The sequence below is a fragment of the Turicimonas sp. TL08 genome (assembly GCF_054660695.1).
Genome location: NZ_BAAGDP010000025.1, coordinates 21,766 through 38,983 on the forward strand (window position 1 = coordinate 21,766; position 17,218 = coordinate 38,983).

Consider the following 17,218-nt stretch of genomic DNA (forward strand, 5'->3'; position numbering starts at 1 on the left):
GGGACCGCAAGGTCCTTTTTCTTTGGGAATTACTTATGTTAATCGGTCCAACAAGGATCTTCCAGGGAGATTCTGCTTCCTGGATAGAGCATGCGGATATCCGCTGGCAAAAAATCCCTAAAGAGGTAAAAATTCAGGCTTTCCTAAAGGTTGGAGAAGAACAAGCAAAACTTATCGCTAAACCGATTAAAGAAGGGCTGGATTTAACCTTAGGAAGCGATGAAAGTGAAAAGCTTTCGCCTGGTATTGGATACATTGTTTGTATTTTTGCCAATTCGGAGATTTGCTATTCGAAAACGATGGTTCTAGGTTCTTCGATTTCTGTGATGGCTTCTCCGACATCTAAAGATTTTGACCCGAGAACAGAGGCAGAAAAGGCTTTAGCCCAAGCAAAGAAAGCCTTACAGCGTTTTACCGAAACGAACGGAAGGGTCAAAAGTTACACAATCGGTACAAGACAGCTCCAGTTTAGAGATGTTGGAGAACTTCAAAAGCTCGTTGAGTATTGGGAGTTCCAAGTCATGCAGGAAAGAGCAGCACGCTATGGGCTCGATCCTCGCGTTTCGCTCGTGAGGTTCCGTAATGACTAAGAAAAAATCATTTTTAAGCCGGGTTATCTCGGGAATTTTTGGGCAGCGTAAGTATCAAGGTGCAATAACTGACCGTTTTACCAGCGATTGGTTGCCTAGTTCTACAAGCAGTGATGCCGAGATTTTTCAGAGCTTAACAGAGTTAAGGAATCGTTCTCGCCAGCTCATCAGAGACAATCCATATGCAGCGAATGCTCAGTCAATCGTTGTAGATAATGTCGTAGGCAATGGTATTAGGATGCAAGCAACTGTTGCCGGTAATGACGGGGTTTTGGATGATTCGCTTAACGACAAAATCGAAAATGCGTGGTCACGATGGTGTGAAAAGGGCAGCTGCGAAGTTTCTGGTCGATTGAATATGACTGCTCTATTGCGTTTAGCAATGGGAGGGGTCTTTTCTGACGGAGAATTTTTGATTCGAGTAGTCAAAAAGCCATTTGGAGAAAGTCGAATACCTTTCTCATTAGAGCTTATCGAACCTGATTATTTGGTTAACAACGATTCTCGAATTAATGTCGGAGGAAATAATCTTTGCCGCATGGGTATTGAAGTTGACCAATGGCAGAGACCAAAAGCCTATTGGCTTTACAAAGATCATCCGGGAGATGTTTTTTATTCTGGATGGAATGGCCCTGAATACCACCGAGTTTTAGCTGATGAGATTTTTCATCTTTATGTAGTTAATCGATGGCCTCAAACACGAGGTGTCCCTTGGCTTCATGCTGTTATGAGGCGTTTACGGGATCTTCAGACTTATAACGATTCCGAAGTCGCGGCAGCAAGGGCCAGTGCCAATGTAGTTGGTTTTATCACAAACGAGACTGGTCTTGGGTGGGGTTCTGATGTTGAAGATAGAGGACCTGCTGCCAGTAGAAGATATAGAGAAAGCTCTTTACTTGATAGGGCTGGAACTCTTTTGAGATTGTTTCCTGGAGAGACATTTTCCGGTTTTGCTCCTCAAAGGCCAAACGCTAGCCTTGACCCGTTTATGCGATACATGATTCGCGAGGTTGCGGCAGGTGTTGGAGTTTCTTACGAATCCTTAAGCCGCGATTACAGTCAATCGAATTATTCGAGCTCAAGACTTTCACTTTTGGATGACCGTTCCCGTTGGCGTGTTATTCAAGGTTGGCTTATCAGCAGTTATCTGACACCTATTTACAGAAAATGGCTTGATATGGCTGTTTTGTCCGGAGAGATTCAGATTACGGATTATTTCCAAAACAAAGAAAAGTATCAGTCTGTGAGATTTATGCCGCGTGGTTGGTCTTGGGTTGACCCAACCAAAGAAGTACAAGCTTATGCACTTGCCGTTCAAAACGGATTCACAACCCTTAGTGATGTTTTGGCTGAAAGCGGAAGCGGTACCGATTTAGAAGATTTCATTTCAACAAAAGTACGAGAAAGAGAACTGCTGAAAAAGGCTGGTTTGAAGTTTCCTCTGCCTAGCAGTCAGGTCTCTCTCGCCTCTAAACAGTCGGAATCCAAAGGCTCTGATTCTGATGAGAAAGTAAAAGGCTCAGAAGGAAAAGAAGGTGAGGATATAGACAAAGGAGATAAAGATGCCTGATGGAATCAGGAAACCTGATGGAATAGGGAAAAGAAGCTGCAATATTGGCGGTTTTTCTATGAGGGAACAAGACCAGGATTCGGAAAGAATCATTCGTTTTCCTGTGTGCTCCTCTGAAATAGTAGAGCGCCATTCTTATTTTGGAGACTGGAAAGAAACTCTTGACCACACTGCAGGAGCAATGAGGCAAGGGGAGAGACAAAAATCTATGCCTCTCCTTTTTAATCACGACCGAGACAAGATTATTGGTGTTGTTGAAGGTATTGAGCAGGAAGGTGAAAGAACCTATGCAACTGTTCGTCTTGCAAAAAGCGAAGAAGGAGATAAGGCTCTCGAACTTATCCGAGACAAGGTCTTAGTCAATTGCTCAATTGGATATCAAGTCTACGAATTTGAAGAGGTTAGATCACCAGATAGGAAAGCTGACGAACCTCCTCTTTATCGTGCCCGAGATTGGGAACTAATGGAAATTTCACTTGTAACTGTGCCGGCAGACCCTACTGTTGGTGTTTATAGATCTATTGGAGAAATAACTATGTCTAAACCTCTTGAAGAAAAAATTTCTGCACCTAAACCAGCAGAAAGAAGCGTATTGTCTTCTCAGCACTCTCAACCCGAAGACCCGATTCTTGTCGAACGCAAAAGAATCTCGGAGATTGAGTCCATGTGCAGAGATTTTGATGTCGACAACAATTTGCGTAATCATTTGATTAATACTGGTGCTTCAATCGATTCTGCCCGAGCAGCTGTTCTTGATATTGTGAAACAATCTCGTTTCCATGCTGCAGCACCAGCATGTCGACGTGATGCAGGTATCGATGCCGAAGAGCTTAAGAATTACAGTCTTATTCGAGCGATTAGGGCATTAGTTAAAAATGATTGGTCTAAAGCAGGATTTGAAAAAGAGGTTTCTGAATATTTGGCAAGAAGCTATAACCACGAGTCTTCCGGTTTTCTTATGCCGACCTCGCTTAGATTTTCAAGAGGGGTAGACTCAGTTGCGGCAGGAGCTCTTATTGCAACGGATTTTCGTGCAAACGATCTTATTGGCGCTTTGCGTGAAAGAGCGGCTATTTCTCAAATGGGAGCAAAAATCCTTACTGGTCTGAAAGGAGACATTGATATTCCGAAACAAACCGGTACCAGCGAGGTTTACTGGATTGATGGTGAAAAGGATGAGGCCAAAGAGACTTCTCCTTCCTACGGTAAAGTATCTCTCACTATGAAAACGGCTGCGGCTTTTGCTCCAATTACATATAAGATGCTCATGCAGTCAACACCTGACGTTGAAGCACTTGTTAGAGATGATCTTGCTTGGGCAATGGCAAAAGGTCTCGATATTGCAGCATTGTATGGTTCTGGGAAGGAAAATGAACCGCTCGGTTTAGCTAATATGAAAGGCGTCTTTAGTCTCGATAAACAGGGTGCTGATATTACATTTGCAGATCTTGTTGACATGGAAACTGTTATTGCCGGTGCAAATGCCGATGTCGGAGCTCTTGCTTATTTAGCTAATTCAAGAACGGTCGGAGCTCTTAAGCAGTTGGTCGATAAAAATGGCCGTCCACTTTGGAAAGAAGTAGCTGACGCCAGAAAAAACAGTGCTCCAGGTGAACTCAATGGTTATAGAGTAAACAGATCTAATTTTGTTAGAAACGACCTGGGAGATACAAAGAACCTAAGTGATTTCTTCTTCGGTAATTGGTCTGACTTAATCATTGGAGAGTGGGGTTTTGTTGAAATTACACCTAACGCATTTAGCGAATCCGCTTTCCGTAGAGGCGGTATTGAGTTGAGAATCATGCAGTCAATTGATGTTGCATGTAGACATCCAGAATCTTTTGCTCGTATTACAAATATCAAGACACCTGCTATTGGATTTATTCCGCAGGCAGGAGAAGAAGATTCAGGTGTTCAAGAAGGACAGGATGTGTCCGGAGAATAATAGGAGCTAAGAATGGACGATCTGGATCGCATGTTTGACGAAGATATCCACGATGTATTTCTGGCAGATTTCGGAAAAAAGCACCGGATCGGTTCCAAAAATGTCAAATGCCACATCGATAAGGCTTCGTGGACAGAAAACATGAACCGCGGTATTTTTGAAAGTACCCTTGAAATCTATGTCAAAGAAGGAGAAATTCGTACTCCCGAAGTTGATGAGACTCTTTCAATTGACGGTTCCTTTCACAGAGTTCTCGCGGTTTCGTTTGAACAGGGAATGCTGGTTATATCAGCCCGGGAAAATAACGAATGAGCTCGAATGCATTTGATAGAGCAAGAAGAGCTCTTGATGGGATTCCTGACGGTTTTCAGAAGGCGGTGTTTTCTGCTATGGGCCGTACAGTCTCACATGGCAAAACCTCTCTTCGAAGAGAGATTCAAAAGAAATATACAGTGAAGACAAAGGTCATACGGAAAACTATTGCAACGAAACTTATCAAGAAGCCGGATATTACAGAAGGTCAAGTCCAAGTAAAAAGTCCGAATCTTCTTGCTAATCAGTTTTCTTTAAGACCTCAGTCGGATACCACCGGCGCAAAACGCAAGGAGGTTCGTTTGGGAATACGCAAGGGCAGTACTAAACGAATCGAACGAGGTTTTGTAAGCAAAGGAATTGCGTTTAAGCGTAAAGGCAAAGATTCCTATCCAATCGAACCGGTATTTGGTCCGGCTGTTCCAGGCTTGGTCGATGAACGCATGATTGATACAGTTCTTTCTGATGCTAAAGAAACATTCGAGAAACGACTAAAACATGAAGTTTCCCGTGTTTTGAAAAGGATTAAATAATGGAACTAGATTTATGCGACCGTTTAAGAGAATTTCTGCAGCAGGAACTTAAAAACATAGTGCTTCCTACTCGAGGCCCGGATATTGAGCATGATGGAAAACTACGTTCTCTGAAGATATTTGATTCTTATCTTCCGGTCAAACAAGAAGATTCGGAAGATCCTTATCCGTTTGTGATTGTGAGAGCTACCTCATCTGCCACTGATGAACAGATTCTTGAGATTAATGTTTCTATGTTTGTAGGAACTTATGCTAAGGATTCTGCAGGATTCAGAGATGCTTTGAATGTTGTATCTGCTATTCGCAATTCAATTCTTCCCTTTACGCAGTCTGCTCTTGCTAACAAGTTTCATTTGATGCCTGAAATTAAATGGGACACGTTAGAGGACCAACCCTGGCCCTATTGGCAAATGGAAATTAAGACAAAGTGGTCTCTTGATTTTCCAATTTGTCGTCCGGCAATGTTCCCTAATGGCAAGAGTGGAGACTATGAGAAATCATTAAGGAAGGCGCTTTATGGCTAAAGCAAAAGTATATGTTGGTCCTCGACTACCTGGACTAAACCGATATTCAGTATTTGAAAACGGCGCTACCCCGCCGTTTGTTAAACAGATGATCAAAGAAAGGCCTGCAATTGCAGGTCTTATTGTTAATGCGGATGCATTAGCTCAAGCGCGTCTTGACATTACAAAAAAAGGTCACCCCTTAAATGTTTTTTATAAAAGAGTTATTAAGGAGTAAGCAATAATGGCTTATATGCATCGAGTCCACAGTTCTGAAGTTGCAACCGGAATGATTCCGGTCGTGTCAGTCCCTAGTGCGATACCTTTAATCATTGGTACTGCTCCAGTCAACATGACTGATGGCAATGTAAACCAGGTTAAATATGTTCAAAATTATGCTGAGGCTTTTGCTTCTTTCGGATATGTTCCTCCGAAAAAGGATGAACTTTCTGGTCTGAAAAAATATGAATACACAATTTCAGAATTTATGTATTCACAGTTTCAATTATTCGGAGTAGGGCCTGCATTAATCGTAAATGTTTTAGACCCATCAAAACATAAAACATCAGCTGAAACATCAGCCGTTACTCTTGATTCAAGAACTGGTTCAGTACTCGTTGCTGAAACCGGAGTTCTCTTGGATACTGTGCGGATAAGCGCTTCCGAGAAAGAATTGAAGGTTGATGAAGATTTTTTATTAGCTTTTGATGATGAAGGAAATCTCGTTATAACCTCCTTGAAAAACGAAGATGGAGATTTTCTCTGTCCTGTTGGAGAGGAGTTGACTTTTTCAGCTGAGAAGTGTGACCCGTCAAAAGTAACAACCGATGATGTTATTGGCGGTATTTCCAACATTGACAAAAAACAAGTCAAGAAAGGACTTGAGCTCGTTGAAGATGTATTCCCGCTGTTTGGGGTGGTGCCAGGATTTATTATTGCTCCCGGATATGCAAATAATTCAACAGTTGCAAGCATTATGGCTTCTAAAGCTGTGAGTATTAATGAGGTATTTAGAGCAATTTGCATCTGTGATATTCCGACTGAAGAAGTTCAGGCTTATGCTGATGCTTCAAATTGGAAAAACACTAATAATGTTGTAGATCCTGCTCAGGTTCTTTGCTGGCCAATGATTCAGCAAGATGGAGTTCTTTATCATCTCTCCACTCAGATTGCGGGGCTCATAGCTAAGGTAGACAGCGATAACGGTGGCGTACCTTATGAATCTCCTTCTAATAAGAATTTGAGTACAACCGGATTGACTCTTTCTGACGGCTCTGAAATTCCGCTTTCTCTGCCGAACGCAGAATATTTGAATGGTCAAGGTATTACTACCGGTTTGAACTTTATCGGAGGTTTTAGAGCTTTTGGTAATAGAACTGCGTGTTATCCGGCTAATACAGATCCGAAAGACTCTTTTATCCCTATTCGCAGGATGATCAACTGGATTATTAACACGGTAGTTCAAACCTGTTGGCAGAGGCTTGATAAGCCTTTGAACCGCAGGCAAGTTCAGTCCGTGATTAATACTATTCAAGTATGGCTGAATGGACTTGTTGCGCGTGAATATTTAATCGCCGGAACCATTGAATTCAGAGATGTAGAAAATCCCATTACGGATCTCTCAGACGGTATTTCTCGCTTCCATGTGAAAATTACCCCGCCTCCACCTAATCGCGATATTGAATTCATTATTGAATACGATCCTGCTGCCTTAGCAGCATTGTTTAGTTAAGCTGAGGAGACAATAAATGCCGCAAACAAACGGTGCAAACTATATTCCTGACCGCACAATTAACTTTAATGTCACTGCTGATGAAGGCAACGTCTTTTTAGGAGTTGGTACTGTTGATCTTCCTGAGATTCAGAAAATGACGGATACTCTTTCGGGTTCTGGTATCGCTGGGGAGGTTGAAACACCAATCCCGGGGCATTTTCAATCGATGGAGTCAACCATCAATTGGAACAGTATCACCTCTGAAGCAATTACTTTGCTTCAGGACGGACAGGTTAGTCTGACTTTTAGAATTGCTCAGAATGAAATAAATGCATCTGCCAATGACAATAAAGTTAAAGCAGTGAGAATTCATTTGCGCGGAATGGTAAAAACTTCCGCTCTTGGTTCTGCCGAAGTTAATGGAAAAACTGAACAAACAACAGTAATTGAGACCACTTATCTGAGAATTTTTATTGATGATAAAGAGTCATTAGAAATTGATAAATTTAATATGATTTTCAAAATCAATGGTAACGACCAGTTGGGTGGTGTTCGTAAGGCTTTGGGATTAGGTTAGGAGAGGAATATGAAATATAAATTTCTGAAGCCTGTATCTTTTGAAGGCAAAAACTATGACGAAATTGAACTTGATCTCGATGGTATGAGTTCGGCTGATGTAGAGGCAGTCTATAAGCAAATTAATACGGTTGCTAACAGTGATATTTCATTTACTCCTAATATCACTTGGAAGTATTTTGCGGCTAGAGCAGCAAAGTTGCCGGTAGAGTTTTTTACTTCTATGCCGGATGGTCGTGACTATATGCGTATTGGACGTATTGTTGAAAATTTTTTCGGCTACATGCCTTAAATGTAGAAAATCCTGTTAGATATTTAAAGTCGCTTTGCATCCGTTTGGCGTTGACTGGCACTGGATTATCTTTTCTTGAATGGTATCAAATGCCTATTGTAGATTTGTATAGTTGGGCGGATGTCATGGCGAAAACTCTTGAAGATGTTCACCGGCAACAGGAAAAGTCTTTAAGAAAATACAGATAAATCATATAATGAGCGTAGGAGGATTTCTCATGAATATCCTGAGTTTATTGCTCGTGAGTATTTTCGGAACTGCGTTCATTGTCATTCTCGGTTACGCGTTTGTGCCGATTTTTTTGTTGATTTTGCTGAGTATTCTTGTTTTTTGTTGGGAGTCAGTATCTGTTCTAATTGCAGATAACCCACAGCTGATTGAAGTTTCTTGTATTTTCCTGGCTTATACCTTTTCTTTATATCTTTTCATGAAAACAAAGTTATATAAGCGTGTTAATGATTGGCTTAAAGAAAGATTACTTTAAATATCCTTAGATTTTCTAACTGTTGATACCGCCTTTTGGCGGTTTTTTTATGGATGCGTTATGTCTGCTTCAAAAAACTTTGAGATGTCCTTTGTGGTTGGTGCGGCTCTTGGCACTAATTTCTCTCAGGTCATGAATAAGGCTCAGGGAAAGACATCGCTTCTTGAACAAGCCGTAAAGAGACTTAACCGGGCTAATTCAGATGTTAAATCTGTTTTAGCTCGGCGTACGGCTACTGAATCTGCAAGACAAGCCTGGGCACAAGCTGGCTCTGAGGCAGAGCATTTGCGACAAAAAATTTTGTCAACATCGAATCCTTCAAAGTCGATGATTGATAATTTCAACCGTCTTAATACCGCATCTATTCAAGCTAAAGGTGCTTGGTTAGAGCAGAGGAACTCTCTGACTCAGCTCGAAAGTAAGCTGAAAACAGTAGGGAAAAGTTATGAATCTTTAGCCAGGCAGCAGCGTTTATTAAGTAAAGTATCTGCTCAAGCTAACCGAGGCTTATCAAATATTCAGGCTGGTGTTGGATCAGTTAAATCCAACTCTCCGTATGCAGCCGCTGCTGGTATGGCTATAAGTTCAAAGCTTTCTGGAGTAATTCAAACTGGGGCGGGTTTTGACTCTGCAATGGCACGTGTCGGGGCGGTGTCTGGAGCTTCGGGAGAAGAATTGCAGGCATTGAGGGAACAAGCAAAAGAACTTGGCAGGTCTACTGTTTGGTCCTCATCACAAGCCGCAGAAGGACAGCAATTCCTTGCAATGGCCGGCTTCAATAAAGAGCAGATTCTTAAGTCAATGCCGGGAATGCTTGATTTAGCATCTGCAGGCGGAATTGATTTAGGTTCTGCAGCTGACATTGGGTCCAATATTCTTACTGGCATGGGCCTAGATGCGGGTGAGATGGGTAGGGTTGGTGATGTTTTAGTTAATACATTTACTAAATCTAATACCTCGCTTTCAATGCTGGGAGAGACAATGAAATATGCTGCGCCAGTGGCAAAATCATTGGGAGTCTCAGTTGAAGAAGCGGCGGCTATGGCTGGAAAACTAGGTGATGCAGGTATACAAGCCTCAATGGCAGGTACTACCATGCGTGCGATTATGCTGAGACTGTCTGCACCAGCTAAAGAAGGAGTAGAAGCGTTAGAAGCTTTAAAAGTAAAGACAACTGATGCAGCTGGAAATATGCGTAAGATGCCTGATGTTTTAGCTGACCTTAATCGTGCTATGGCTAAGATGTCTGAAGCCCAAAAAGCAGCTTATACAAAAGCAATTTTTGGAACGGAAGCAATGTCCGGAGCGTTTGTGCTGATGGAACAAGCCGGCAAAGGAGCATTGCAAGAGTTTATATCTTCAGTTAAGAAATCAGGAACCGCAAAAGAAGTAGCAACCAAGCAAAACGATAACCTTTTAGGAGATTACAAAGGTCTGACAAGTGCTCTTGAAGGTGTGAGCATAGCTTTTTATGAAAAGTTAGAGCCCGCACTGCGAAAGGTTACGCAAGCTGGTACTGAAGGATTGCAATGGCTCACCGGGCTAATCAAAGAATATCCTATGCTTACTCAGGCTGTTGGCTTAGCTGCAGGAGGATTTGGCGTATTTGCATCTGCAGCAATTCCTGTTTTTACTTTAGTTAAAACAGGCTCATTTGCCTTTGGCCTCTTTAAAACAGCTGTTGGTTCAGCTCAGTTGGGAATGGCCGCCTTTAACTTAGTTTGCAAAGCTCACCCGCTCGGTATGCTGATAACTGCTATTGGTGCAGCAGTAGCTGCAGGAGTTTACCTATACAACAATTGGGATACTGTGACACAAAAAGCATCTGAGCTTTGGGCTGATATTCAGGGGGCTTTTGGTGGAATAAGTGCTTATGTCAGTAGTTGCTTTGAAGGAGCAGTTGCCGGAATAAAAACTCCTATCAATACCATGATTGCGATGGTCAACTCTGTAATTGAGAAGATCAATGAGTATGCAAATGTAGAAGTACCGTCTTGGGTTCCCGGCATCGGTGGAAAAGGTTTAGGTTTTCAGCTTAATCCGATTCCTGCTCTAGCTTCTGGCGGTATCGCAACAAGCTCGACTTTAGCCCAGATTGGAGAAGGTTCGGAGCCTGAAGCAGTCATTCCGCTTTCTCGTCTTGATTCTATGCTTGGAAATGCTCCGGCATCGTCTCCTGTGAATGTCAATTTGACAATTCAAGTGCAGGGATCTGGTAATGCTTCTGCAGATATTCAAAAGGCAGCAAATGCAGCTGCTTTTAATCTTAAAAAAGAGCTTGAAAGACTGTTGGCCAATGAGAGACGTCTGGCTTATTAAGAGGATTATTTATGTACAAAACCGTTCAGGGTGATACATGGGATATTGTCAGTAAAAAACTGTACGGCACGGAAAAATATATGTCTCTATTAATACAGAACAATCCTGCGTATTCTGAAATTGTCATATTTCCTGCAGGTATTGAGCTTATAGCGCCAAATATTGACGTGCCTGCAGATAAGATTCAGGGCTTACCTCCGTGGAAAAGGAGCTCATGATGATTGATGCTTTTCAGCCTCGGCAGGCATATTTGCGAGTTTTGTGGGGTAAAGATAAGTCAAATATGACTCAATATTTGAATCCGGATTTGCTTTCCTTTTCTTATCACGACAAAGATGCAGATGAGGCAGATGAAATCAGTATTACGCTTAAGGACGAAATCGGAAAATGGGCTGGTTCGTGGTCTCCAGATGGCGGAATGATAATTCAGGCATTTATTGCCACTGGTACTCCTGTCAGTAAAGGTCCTGAATTAAACTGCGGGACTTTTTTTGTAGATAGTATTGAGTTTTTAGGTCCTCCCCGAACAGTTTCAATCAATGCCGTATCTGTCCCGCTAAATGTGTCTATCCGCAGGCTTGTTAAATCCAAGGCATGGGAAAAATACACACTTTCAGCAATTGCAAAGAAAATTGCTGAAGAAAGTGGGATTGAGTTGCTCTTTGATTCAGAGGAGGACCCAAAATTTGACCGGATTGACCAAAGCAGAGAAAGCAATCTTAGGTTTTTGAAGCGTTTGTGTGATGAAAACGGGCTCTCAGTTAAGGTAACTGATGGTTTGTTAGTTGTTTTTAGTAAGTCGAAATATGAGCAACAGGAGCCGGTAGGGACTATTGCTGTAGGAAAATCAGAGATTCTGTCTTTTAGATTTTCTCAGTCACACAGTGAAATGTACAAGAGCGTGACAGTTACGTACAGAAATCCAAAACTTAAAAAGGATGGTACTGCTGGCGGAGAGATGTTTGATAAATTCGGACATCGAGTCAAAAAAAGCAAGAATCCTGCAGTGTTGGAGTACACGGCAAAAATCCCTAATGCAGATGAGTCTGCACAGGACTATCAGTTGAAAAAACGGGCTTCAAGTATCTCTGAAGCCAAACGCCTAGCGGAAGCAAAATTGCGGGAATTAAACTCAAAAAGCATTACTGCAGATATTTCAATTGTAGGAAATCCACTGTTTTGTGCTGGAGAAGTAGTGAAGTTATCCGGCTTTGGTAGTTTCGATGGGAACTTTTATATCGATGAGGCAAACCACTCTTTAGGAAATGGGTACACGACTTCCCTTTCTATGCATAAGGTAACTAAGTCATGATTTTTGATACTGAACAAAATGATCGCTGTATGGCTGTCATGAAATTAGGAGAGGTTGTTGAAGTTCAACCGGCACAATGTAAAGCGAGAGTTGTTTTCGATGATGACGATTCTGTTGTGAGTGATCTTCTTCCGATAGTTATTCCCAATTCAATTGAGAATAAGGACTTTTGGTTGCCGGATATAGGGGAGGATGTATTGTGCCTTTTTGGTACATCTGGACTTGAAGATGGATACATATTAGGTTCGATATATGCAGGGGAGATTCACGCTCCGTCTGAGTCAAAAGATGTGCGAATGATTAAGTTCTCAGACGGTTCGGTATTCAAATTTGACCGCAGTGTATCGGTTTTTGAAATTGAAATAGGTTCTACGAAAATCAAGGTAGACAAGAACAATGTAGAAGTTGAAACTGTGCAAAAAGTTGCTCTGAAAAGCACGTCTGAAGTAAACATAGAGGGGGCTGCCGAAGTAAATATAAAAACGCCTGTACTGAATTTAATGGTTGGCAATACTTCAATGAAGTTGAATGGCTCAAAGGCAACAATTGAATCAAAAGATTTAACTTTCAAAGGGAATGTTGCTGTAACCGGTAATCTAGCGGTATCTGGAACAGGCGATTTTGAAGGCGAGGTTCACTCACCTAATATTCAATAGGTACAGTATGAATAATGTTTTAGGCTGTTACGGTCCTATGCCGTTTTACTGTTCTGAAAGTTCAATATTTAATTACAAGGACCTTAAGTCTTCGAAACAAATTAGATGGGCAGAACACGCTGTCTATCTAGGCAAAACGATTAAAGAGTTCCTTGGTTTTTCGCCGTTAGAGGTTTCTTTTACTCTCAGATTTGATGCTGATAGAGGCATTTCGCCGTTGATTGGAATTCCTCTGCTTGAAAAACTAATTGAACAGCATCTATCGCTTCCTCTAATCATTGGAGGCTGTTACATGGGCATGATGGTGATTGAAAAATACAGTGTTGAGCATAGGTACTTTGGTAAGGGTGGTTCTTGCCTTGTTGCCGAAGTTTCTGTGTCGTTTTCGGAGGCGGGTAATGTCAAATTATTTAATTGATATGGCCAGCAAAGAAACTATCAGCTTTGCTCCAAAAACGGTGAGTGAAGAAGTTTTGCAGAATGTTCGAACAATTATTTCTACAAGGGTTGGCACTGTTCCTTTGGACCGCGATTTTGGTATGTCGATGGATATGCTGGATAAGCCAGTTGCTTTGGCATATACGCTGTTTCAATCCGCATTAATACAAGCATTGGCTGTTTATGAACCCAGAGCAAAAGTGAAGAATGTCGACTTTTCTACAGAGCAGGAATTGACTGTGCAAGGAATCACTACTCCCAAAATTACTATAGAGATTGAGGAATAAATATGCCGGAAACTATTCCCCGTTGGGGGTTGCCAGAGGTTAATTTTTTAGAAACCGATGCTGAAAAAATAAAATCTGAAATTATCAAAGCATATGAGACCGCCTCCGGGCGGTCTTTAGCATCAGGCGATCCTGTCAGATTGTTTTTATTAACGATTGCTGCAGTTATTATCCAATTGCGAAATCAGGTGAATTGGACGGCGCAACAGAATTTGCTGACGTACGCCCAAGGACAGTATCTGGATGCACTTGGTGTGTGGGTAGATGTTGAGCGTCTTCCTGCTTCAAAAGCTGTGACTGAATTGAAATTTACTTTGTCTGAGAGATTAGCTAATGCTTTTGTGGTTCCTGCAGGTTTTGAAGTTTCTTCCGGCGATGTTAGCTTTGCAACTGATAAGGAGCTAGTAATTCCTCCGGGAGAATTAGAAGGTGAAACTTCAGCGTCTTGTCTTGTCCCTGGGGTCGTAGGCAATGAGTACATTGCAGGACAAATAAGTACGATTGTTTCGCCTAAAGCGTTTTTGCTTTCTGCTGAGAATATAACAGTGTCTGAGGGAGGCTCAGAAATTGAAAATGATGCGTCTTACGCAGAAAGGATTCGATTAAGACTTGATAGTTATTCCGTAGCTGGACCGAGACTTGCGTACGTTTACCATGCGAAATCGTTTTCACCAGCAATTAGTGATGTCTCAGTTATATCTCCGGTGCCTGGAGAAGTCGATGTTTATACGATTCTTGAAGATGGAACATTGCCTTCTGAGAGCTTCCTTGAAGCTCTTTTAGAGCACTTAAGCTCTGAAAATCTCAGACCACTAACTGATTATGTTGTGTGCAAAGCTCCTGAGCCAGTGAACTATTCAATTCAACTCGATTACTGGATTAATAAAGAAGATCGTGAAAACGCAGCAGGTATCAGAGAGGCTGTTCAAAATGCTGTTGAAGAGTACCGAGTTTGGCAACAGAGCAAAATCGGTCGTGATATCTCTCCATCTAAGTTAATAACCCAAGTTAGCTTAGCCGGTGTTTCAAGAATCGATGAAGCGACTTTTGAGCCTAAGGCTTTTAGAGAATTAGGTGAGGATCAAGTAGCTCAGTGTTCCGATGTAAAAGTCAACTTTAAGGGATACAAAGACATCTAACCATTATCCGCAATTAAGAAATAAACCGCTTAAGGCTCGAACCTTCGGCGGTTTTGTTTTGGTCAGAAAATAGTGGAGCGATTATTGAAATGAAAAGACTAAGTGACATAGAACTAGATAATTTATTGCCTGAAAGTTTGGCCAGCGATAAGACTGTTTCAAACGCTGCAAAAGCAATAGACCCGCAGTTAAAAATTCTTTCTCAGTGTACTCGGCTTGTTTCGGTTTTTGCTCGACTCGATGAGCTCACTTCTGACCAGCTTGATCATTTAGCAGTGCAGTTTCATGTTGCAGTGTGGAATAGCCTATGGGAAAAAGATAAAAAGCTTGCTGTTATCAAAGCCACGATTGAGACAAAACGCAGACGGGGTACTTTGCTGGCAGTCAAGGAAGCGGTGGGCTCAATTGTTTCTCCATTCGAAATTGTCGAATGGTGGCAGCAGGAGCCTAAAGGTCAACCTTTCACCTTCAGTGTAACAATTCCTTTAGATGATATTGGAAAAGACTTGACTGCGGAAGAGCAAGAAGAGCTTTTCGATCTGATTTATGAAGCTAAATCAATTCGCAGTCACGGATCTGTGACTCTAACCAGAAACTACAAAGAAACATTGCGAATCGGCGCAGTCTGTTCAGCATGTTCGTACGTGCGACTTATAGGAGAGCGCTTGCCGATAGTAACCAAAATTGCAATGACTCTTGCACCGCGTCCAGCTGTTTACGTTCGAATTTAGGAGAAAAAATGGCAACCAAAATCATATTGACAGAGGTAGGTATAGAAGCGCTAATCAATGCTCAAAAAAATGGAACAAATGCGTTAGAGCTGTCTAGTGTTCAATTTGGAAGTGGGAAATATACGGCATCTGAAACACAAACAGCCCTGTTAGAACCGTTTAAAACACTTACCACTATCAGCGGTGCGCCTGTTGGCGACAACATTATCCACATATCAATAAGAGATACCGATATTGAAGAATATACGGTCAATGAAATTGGTGTGTTTACAAAAGAAGGTGTGCTCTTTGCCGTTTATGCTCAAGACACCCCGATTATTCAAAAAGCAGCGAACTCTTATGTCCTTCTGTCGTTGGATTTCCCTGTAGTGAGTGCGGCAGCTGGTGACATAGTCATTACAGGCGATACAAATTTTATGAATCCGCCGGCGACAACTGAAACTCAAGGCGTCGTTGAATTAGCCACAGTGCAGGAGATAGTGGACGGTGAAGATACAACTCGAGCGGTGACACCCAAAGGTGTCAAAAAGGCTCTTGAAGGATTTATTGCTTATGACGTCGTTTCTGACCAGGACGGCGTTCAACTCGTAATCGACACTGCAAACAGTGTCACTTTCTCTGAACTTCAGTCTTAACTTTTAAAGGAGATAAATATGGCTGATAAAAAAATCCAACTGCAAGACTATCAAGGGAATAATTTGTTCCCGAAAACTAAAGCAGAGTTAGTTACTACAGCTGATGGTGGCAATCTTGCTTCCGCTCAGGAAAACAAGATCGAAACTATTTCTTTAAACGGAAAAGAAATTCAAATCGTTAACAAAAAAGTTAACATCGAAATTCCTGCGGCTGCTGAATACTCTATTGCCAAAGCAGCATCCGCCGATGACGGGTTCTCTGCTACTTACTATCTCACGAAAGATGGAGAACAGGTAGGCCAAAAGATCAACATTCCAAAAGACATGGTAGTCCAAAGCGGTACTGTCAAGACTTGTGAAACCGCAGATGCTCCATTGGAGGGGCTTAAAGTCGGTGATAAGTACATTGATCTTGTACTTGCTAATGCTGAAGACTCTCACATTTACATCAAGGTAACAGATCTTGTTGATGTCTATACCCCTGGAGAAGGCATCAACATTGAGAACAATCAAGTATCTGTAGACACATCTAAAGTCGCAATGAAAACAGACTTAACTTCTCTTGCTACTAAGGAAGCGTTGACAGGACTTGAAACCAAAGTCAACGCTAAAGCTGACAAGGCCACAACTTTAGCTGGGTACGGCATTACCGACGGCATTTCTTATGTAGAAGTAACAGAGTGATCTGAATTAATTTAATTTGAACGGGATGTTTTTGATAGGCATCCCGTTTTTAATGGAAAAAACTATGTCAAGAATTGTAGATGCAATAAGAGCGCTCTTAAAAGATCCTGCTACAGGTCAATATTTAATTCCTTACGTTGATGTAGCAGAAGCAGCTAAAACAGACAAAGACGGAAATGAGATAACCGCAACGTATTCAACTAAAACCGAACTGGAAGCAAAAGAAAACGCTGGAGTATGTCTTCCTTTAGCCGGTGGAACTATGACTGGCAAAATAACTGGAACTATTACGAAATCTGAATCTGCAGATACTGCGAATAAAGATAGCGCCGGTCAACAGATTAACTCAACTTACATTAAATCAGTCAGAACTTCTGGAACTCAGGTAATTTTTACTCGTGGAGATGGCACTGAGTTTTCTGTTTGGACTCAAGACACCAATACAAATACTTCAAATTGGTCGGTTTCCAACGGTACAAATGGATGGGCTCGTGATAA

22 protein-coding genes are annotated in these 17,218 nt (G+C 41.7%); all 22 read left to right on the forward strand.

Going from position 1 to position 17,218, the window contains the following annotated elements; all coding sequences use genetic code 11:
• The first annotated feature begins 35 nt into the window (after positions 1 to 35).
• Complete coding sequence (locus ACYQ4O_RS11005; RefSeq protein WP_460175613.1) at positions 36 to 590, forward strand: hypothetical protein; 555 nt, start codon at positions 36 to 38, stop codon at positions 588 to 590.
• On the forward strand, positions 583 to 2,160 hold the full coding sequence (locus ACYQ4O_RS11010) for a phage portal protein (RefSeq protein ID WP_460175614.1): 1,578 nt from the start codon (positions 583 to 585) through the stop codon (positions 2,158 to 2,160). The genes ACYQ4O_RS11005 and ACYQ4O_RS11010 overlap by 8 nt, the downstream gene beginning before the upstream one ends.
• A complete protein-coding gene (locus ACYQ4O_RS11015) occupies positions 2,153 to 4,105 on the forward strand; it encodes a phage major capsid protein (protein WP_460175615.1) in 1,953 nt (650 codons plus the stop codon). Before ACYQ4O_RS11010 ends, ACYQ4O_RS11015 begins: the two co-directional genes overlap by 8 nt.
• 12 nt (positions 4,106 to 4,117) lie before the next feature.
• Positions 4,118 to 4,417, forward strand: a complete 300-nt coding sequence (locus tag ACYQ4O_RS11020) for a hypothetical protein (protein ID WP_460175616.1) — start codon at positions 4,118 to 4,120, stop codon at positions 4,415 to 4,417.
• Positions 4,414 to 4,950, forward strand: a complete 537-nt coding sequence (locus tag ACYQ4O_RS11025; protein ID WP_460175617.1) for a phage tail protein — start codon at positions 4,414 to 4,416, stop codon at positions 4,948 to 4,950. The genes ACYQ4O_RS11020 and ACYQ4O_RS11025 overlap by 4 nt, the downstream gene beginning before the upstream one ends.
• Positions 4,950 to 5,474: a hypothetical protein gene (locus ACYQ4O_RS11030; protein WP_460175618.1), complete on the forward strand. Its 525-nt coding sequence runs from the start codon at positions 4,950 to 4,952 to the stop codon at positions 5,472 to 5,474. Before ACYQ4O_RS11025 ends, ACYQ4O_RS11030 begins: the two co-directional genes overlap by 1 nt.
• A complete protein-coding gene (locus ACYQ4O_RS11035) occupies positions 5,467 to 5,691 on the forward strand; it encodes a hypothetical protein (RefSeq protein WP_460175619.1) in 225 nt (74 codons plus the stop codon). The genes ACYQ4O_RS11030 and ACYQ4O_RS11035 overlap by 8 nt, the downstream gene beginning before the upstream one ends.
• Positions 5,692 to 5,697: 6 nt before the next feature.
• Positions 5,698 to 7,185, forward strand: coding sequence for a phage tail sheath family protein (locus ACYQ4O_RS11040; RefSeq protein ID WP_460175620.1), 1,488 nt, complete (start codon positions 5,698 to 5,700; stop codon positions 7,183 to 7,185).
• Between the two features lie 16 nt (positions 7,186 to 7,201).
• Positions 7,202 to 7,744, forward strand: coding sequence for a phage major tail tube protein (locus tag ACYQ4O_RS11045; protein ID WP_460175621.1), 543 nt, complete (start codon positions 7,202 to 7,204; stop codon positions 7,742 to 7,744).
• Between the two features lie 9 nt (positions 7,745 to 7,753).
• On the forward strand, positions 7,754 to 8,035 hold the full coding sequence (locus ACYQ4O_RS11050) for a phage tail assembly protein (protein ID WP_460175622.1): 282 nt from the start codon (positions 7,754 to 7,756) through the stop codon (positions 8,033 to 8,035).
• A 217-nt stretch (positions 8,036 to 8,252) separates the two neighbouring features.
• Complete coding sequence (locus ACYQ4O_RS11055) at positions 8,253 to 8,519, forward strand: hypothetical protein (protein WP_460175623.1); 267 nt, start codon at positions 8,253 to 8,255, stop codon at positions 8,517 to 8,519.
• A gap of 60 nt (positions 8,520 to 8,579) precedes the next feature.
• Positions 8,580 to 10,838: a phage tail tape measure protein gene (locus ACYQ4O_RS11060; RefSeq protein WP_460175624.1), complete on the forward strand. Its 2,259-nt coding sequence runs from the start codon at positions 8,580 to 8,582 to the stop codon at positions 10,836 to 10,838.
• A gap of 11 nt (positions 10,839 to 10,849) precedes the next feature.
• Positions 10,850 to 11,056 carry a tail protein X gene (locus ACYQ4O_RS11065; protein WP_460175625.1) on the forward strand — a complete coding sequence of 69 codons (207 nt, stop codon included), beginning with the start codon at positions 10,850 to 10,852 and terminating at the stop codon, positions 11,054 to 11,056.
• Positions 11,056 to 12,150, forward strand: coding sequence for a phage late control D family protein (locus ACYQ4O_RS11070; RefSeq protein WP_460175626.1), 1,095 nt, complete (start codon positions 11,056 to 11,058; stop codon positions 12,148 to 12,150). The genes ACYQ4O_RS11065 and ACYQ4O_RS11070 overlap by 1 nt, the downstream gene beginning before the upstream one ends.
• Positions 12,147 to 12,806 carry a phage baseplate assembly protein V gene (locus ACYQ4O_RS11075; protein WP_460175627.1) on the forward strand — a complete coding sequence of 220 codons (660 nt, stop codon included), beginning with the start codon at positions 12,147 to 12,149 and terminating at the stop codon, positions 12,804 to 12,806. Before ACYQ4O_RS11070 ends, ACYQ4O_RS11075 begins: the two co-directional genes overlap by 4 nt.
• 7 nt (positions 12,807 to 12,813) lie before the next feature.
• On the forward strand, positions 12,814 to 13,224 hold the full coding sequence (locus ACYQ4O_RS11080; protein WP_460175628.1) for a phage tail protein: 411 nt from the start codon (positions 12,814 to 12,816) through the stop codon (positions 13,222 to 13,224).
• Entirely contained in the window at positions 13,205 to 13,531 is a 327-nt protein-coding gene (locus tag ACYQ4O_RS11085; RefSeq protein ID WP_460175629.1) for a GPW/gp25 family protein, read from the forward strand. Before ACYQ4O_RS11080 ends, ACYQ4O_RS11085 begins: the two co-directional genes overlap by 20 nt.
• Before the next feature lie 2 nt (positions 13,532 to 13,533).
• A complete protein-coding gene (locus tag ACYQ4O_RS11090) occupies positions 13,534 to 14,670 on the forward strand; it encodes a baseplate assembly protein (RefSeq protein ID WP_460175630.1) in 1,137 nt (378 codons plus the stop codon).
• Between the two features lie 89 nt (positions 14,671 to 14,759).
• Positions 14,760 to 15,401 (forward strand): phage tail protein I, encoded by a 642-nt coding sequence (locus ACYQ4O_RS11095; RefSeq protein WP_460175631.1) that lies wholly within the window; start codon positions 14,760 to 14,762, stop codon positions 15,399 to 15,401.
• Between the two features lie 8 nt (positions 15,402 to 15,409).
• Positions 15,410 to 16,036 carry a phage tail-collar fiber domain-containing protein gene (locus ACYQ4O_RS11100; RefSeq protein WP_460175632.1) on the forward strand — a complete coding sequence of 209 codons (627 nt, stop codon included), beginning with the start codon at positions 15,410 to 15,412 and terminating at the stop codon, positions 16,034 to 16,036.
• 18 nt (positions 16,037 to 16,054) lie between these two features.
• Complete coding sequence (locus ACYQ4O_RS11105; RefSeq protein ID WP_460175633.1) at positions 16,055 to 16,720, forward strand: hypothetical protein; 666 nt, start codon at positions 16,055 to 16,057, stop codon at positions 16,718 to 16,720.
• A 64-nt stretch (positions 16,721 to 16,784) separates the two neighbouring features.
• Positions 16,785 to 17,218, forward strand: a 434-nt coding sequence (locus tag ACYQ4O_RS11110; protein ID WP_460175634.1) for a hypothetical protein, incomplete at its 3' end; no start/stop codon positions are given.